At 61.0% G+C, this 2,779-nt stretch carries 2 protein-coding genes; both read right to left on the bottom strand.

The annotated features are described in order from the left end of the window. Window positions 1–495 precede the first annotated feature (495 nt). Window positions 496–1,728, bottom strand: coding sequence for a hypothetical protein (locus Q1J43_RS00105; RefSeq protein WP_301100247.1), 1,233 nt, complete (start codon window positions 1,726–1,728; stop codon window positions 496–498). Window positions 1,729–1,918: 190 nt separating this feature from the next. Continuing rightward, window positions 1,919–2,779, bottom strand: an 861-nt coding sequence (gene rpoD, locus Q1J43_RS00100; RefSeq protein ID WP_301100246.1) for an RNA polymerase sigma factor RpoD, incomplete at its 5' end; no start/stop codon positions are given.

The following is a 2,779-nucleotide window of genomic DNA, read 5'->3' as shown; positions in this document are numbered from 1 at the left end:
TTTTATGAGGGGGAAGCAGCGCTCAACCGCACGCGACGCAGCCGGATAACGTGTTGAGGCGATTTATACAAAGTGACTTCTTTCCAGCAGAATGATGTCACATGACGCAAGGACATTTCCCGAACGCCTTATCGACAAGGCATCAAAACACATCAATCTGTCGGCCTCAAGACAAGAAACACCGCCAGAGCGCGTCATGGATGCGGCGTGGACAGGCTCTCGTGGCTGCGCATGGGTTAAGATGGGGGCATGGGTCGGACGCATGATAATCCTGCCTGTGCCGCGCAAAGCTGCGGCGAAATGCGGTGTGGAAACAAATTCAAATGTGGAGAAGACAAGCGAATATGTGGCGGCTAGGCGCGCCACCAATGCTGCAGACGGAATGCGCAAATCAGCTTTGTCATGGGGCCAACCTAATATGGGGCGCAGACGTGTGTCAATACGCGCTAAACCGTCAAGGAAAAGCGGAGCGCCGAAAAGGCAGGGGAACAGCTGCTAAAACTCCTCCATCTCCGGCACGCGGCTGAAGGCGATTTTGCTGGTTATGCTGCGCTGGCCGACGCCATAGGCTATAGTGCCACGCCCGAATTTGTTGTTCAGTTTATCGACGGCGCTCACCAGCGCCACGGGCTTCGGTCGGTCGAACAGATCGGGCTGGTGCGCGGCTTGCGGGGTCAGATCGGCCAGCACCACGCCGACGCGCAAGGGCCGCAACGATGGGGCCGCATTCCACAGCGGCATCAGGATCTTCAGCAACTCGCCGGTGTCCTGCGTTTCGTGGAAGCGCCGCTCGGCGACATGATGGCCAAGGTGCTGCGTCCATTTGATATCGAGCATCAGGCGACGGCAGTAAAAACCTTCGCGGCGCAAACGCTCGGCGGCGCGGGCCAGCAACTGGCGGATGACCGGCGCGGCGCGATCCATGCGGCGGTCTTCGGGCGGCAGAACATGCTGATGGCCGATACTGCGGCGCGGATGCGTGATGCTGGGCAGATCCGCGCCGTGCAACAGCGCGTGAAAGCGCAAGCCCACCACGCCGCCCCACACGCGCCTGAGGCTCTGCGCGTCCGCCGCCCACAAGGCGGGCATGTCGGCAATGCCCGCTTGGCGCAGCCGTTCGGCCATGTTGCGTCCGATGCCGCAAATGTCCTCGATCTTCAGATGAAGAATGGCGGCGGGCATGGCTTCGGGATGCAGGATCGTCAGCCCGTCCGGCTTCTGCATGTCGGAGGCGAGCTTCGCCAGCAGCCGGTTGGCGGCAATGCCGACCGAGCTGGTGAGGCAGGGGCCGACCTGCGCGCGCACGGCATTCTTGATGCTCTGCGCCAAGGCGCGCGCCGTCTCCGGCTGTTGCTGCAAGGGATCGAGGCGGCAGGCGACCTCGTCCACCGACATCACATCCTCGACCGGCACGCAGGTCTCGATCGCCTCCAGAATGCGGTGGTGATATTCGACATAAAGCTTGGGCCGCGCCACCACGAGCCGCAGGGCGGGACACAACCGCTTTGCCTCGCCGACGCCGGTGCCGGTCTTGATGCCGAACGCCTTGGCCTCATAGCTCGCGGCAATCGCGCAAGTCGTATCGGCCAGCATTGGCACGACAGCCAGAGGCTGGCCGCGCAGACGCGGATCCTCCTGCTGCTCGCACGAAGCGAAGAAGCTGTTTAGATCCAGCACCAACCAGCGCAGGCTGGTTTGGGGGAGGGTGTCTGTCGCGCATATGTTCATGATATGTTCTTTTTATGCGCCTGCGCGTCAGAACGCAAGAGAGCAGCAGGGAAGGGGGGGGTAATTTTCAAGCAGGGTCGTAGGCGCGGCCTCGCCGGCGCTTCTGTGAGAATTCCTCCGTCGCACACGCTATAGGTCAAGCCTTTGGCTGCCAACAGAGGCATGGGGCAGAAAACGGGTGCCTGCGGCTTCACGTATCCAGAAAGCTTCTTAACTTGCGCGACCGCGAGGGGTGTTTGAGTTTACGGAGCGCCTTCGCTTCGATCTGGCGGATGCGTTCGCGGGTGACGCTGAATTGTTGGCCGACTTCTTCCAGCGTGTGGTCGGTGTTCATGCCGATGCCGAAGCGCATGCGCAGCACGCGCTCCTCGCGGGCCGTGAGGGTGGCGAGGACGCGGGTGGTGGTTTCGCGCAGATTGCCGAGAATGGCGGCGTCCAGCGGTTGCACCGCGTTCTTGTCTTCGATGAAATCGCCGAGATGCGAATCTTCTTCGTCGCCGATGGGGGTTTCGAGGCTGATCGGCTCCTTGGCGATCTTCAGAACCTTGCGGACTTTTTCCAGCGGCATATGCAGCTTTTCGGCCAGTTCCTCCGGCGTCGGTTCGCGGCCGATTTCGTGGAGGATCTGGCGGCTGGTGCGCACCAGTTTGTTGATGGTTTCGATCATATGCACCGGAATGCGGATGGTGCGCGCCTGATCGGCGATGGAGCGCGTGATCGCCTGCCGGATCCACCATGTGGCGTAGGTCGAGAACTTATAGCCGCGCCGATATTCGAATTTTTCCACCGCCTTCATCAGGCCGATATTGCCCTCCTGAATCAAATCGAGGAATTGCAGGCCGCGATTGGTGTATTTCTTGGCGATGGAGATGACGAGGCGCAAATTGGCCTCCACCATTTCCTTCTTGGCGCGGTTGGATTCGCGCTCGCCCTTTTGCACCGTCATGACGATGCGCTTGAACTCGCCGAGCGGCAGGCCCGCTTCGTCGCAGATCGAGGCGATTTCGGCGCGGAGGCGATCGACTTCGCCTTCGTGCTTTTCGACGAATTT

The organism is Propionivibrio sp., from assembly GCF_029255185.1.
Lineage (GTDB): Bacteria > Pseudomonadota > Gammaproteobacteria > Burkholderiales > Rhodocyclaceae > Propionivibrio.
Note: the sequence above shows the minus strand (reverse complement) of the source record. Positions and strands in the feature narration are given on the sequence as shown.